The sequence below is a fragment of the Anoxybacillus sp. ST4 genome (assembly GCF_019448545.1).
GTDB classification, from domain to species: Bacteria; Bacillota; Bacilli; order Bacillales; family Anoxybacillaceae; genus Anoxybacillus; species Anoxybacillus pushchinoensis.
This window is the reverse complement of the sequence record NZ_JAHZOE010000063.1, coordinates 1-1,263: the sequence shown is the minus strand read 5'-3', so window position 1 is coordinate 1,263 and position 1,263 is coordinate 1. Positions and strand designations below refer to the sequence as shown.

Here is a 1,263-nt window from a genome sequence, read left to right as displayed (position 1 = left end):
CGTCCGCTCGACTTGCATGTATTAGGCACGCCGCCAGCGTTCGTCCTGAGCCAGGATCAAACTCTCCATAGAAAAGTTATCCTTAGCTTCTGTACGCTTTTCGCTTCGTTCAGTTTTCAAGGAACATTTCCGTCAAACGACGGCTCAATCATTATAACATTTGTTTTTTCTATTGTCAATCACTTTTCTTTTATCATCAGTCGTTTTTTCTTCGCTGACGACGTTTATTAATCTAACATACGTCTTATTTTATTGTCAATAGTATTTTTTAAAAAAATGTTCTCATTTATTCATTGATCATATCGTGTTATTTCTTGCATAAGATGGTCATAAAAAGGACAAGGGGGGATAAATATTGAAGTTTTTTTATATACTCGACGGAAAAAAAATAAAAAAATGGCTTCTCATTATATCAATCGCCTTTGTCACAGCCTCTATTTTTTATATTCAACAACTTACAAACGAATCTGTATTTTCCTCCGATCCCGGACCAAAAGCCATTTACAAAGTCGAAAATAAAAAAAACGAGCTTGCTTTGACATTTGACATTAGTTGGGGGGAAACAAATGCTTTGACTGTTTTAAACGTATTAAAAAAACACGGGGTAAAAGCTACATTTTTCTTATCTGCTTCTTGGGCGGAACGTCACCCTCGCATCGTAAAAAAAATTGTTGAAGATGGCCACGAAATCGGTAGCATGGGTTATGAGTACAAAAATTATACTGAACTTGAGCGAGGGAAAATTATTCGCGATTTAGCACAAGCTAAGAAAGTGTTTGATACGTTAGGCATTAAACATACTCCTTTCCTTCGTGTGCCGACAGGAAATTTTAATAAAAACGTGTTGAAAGTTGTTCACTCCTTTGGTCATACCGTCGTCCATTGGAGCGTTGATTCAAAAGATTGGCTTAGTCCTGGAGTACATGCAATTGTTGAAAATGTTACAAAAAACGCGAAAAGCGGTGATATTGTGCTGCTTCATGCATCAGATTCAGCTAAACAAACGGCTTCAGCATTAGAGCAAATTATCGTATGGATGAAAAAAGAAGGATATAGGAGCGTAACGATATCCGATCTTGTCAACAACGCTCATATCAAAAGCAAAGAAATAAAATGAGGCGGCAAGCCTCATTTTATTTCAAAGTGTTGAAAAAGTGGGGAGTCAAGAAAAAGTTCACTTTCCTCGTGAATTTTTTCTTCTTTTCTTTTTTCCTTATTTGTGGTAACTTAAATCTATACCATGTGATTGAAGGGATCGTAACT

At 36.4% G+C, this 1,263-nt stretch carries 1 protein-coding gene and 1 rRNA gene; one reads left to right on the top strand and one right to left on the bottom strand.

What is annotated here, in order from left to right:
- Positions 1-72, bottom strand: a 16S ribosomal RNA gene (locus K1I44_RS14955); the annotation flags it as partial.
- 283 nt (positions 73-355) lie between these two features.
- Here K1I44_RS14955 and pdaB point away from each other — a divergent pair.
- Positions 356-1,117, top strand: a complete 762-nt coding sequence (pdaB, locus tag K1I44_RS14950; RefSeq protein ID WP_219986627.1) for a polysaccharide deacetylase family sporulation protein PdaB — start codon at positions 356-358, stop codon at positions 1,115-1,117.
- Positions 1,118-1,263 lie beyond the last annotated feature (146 nt).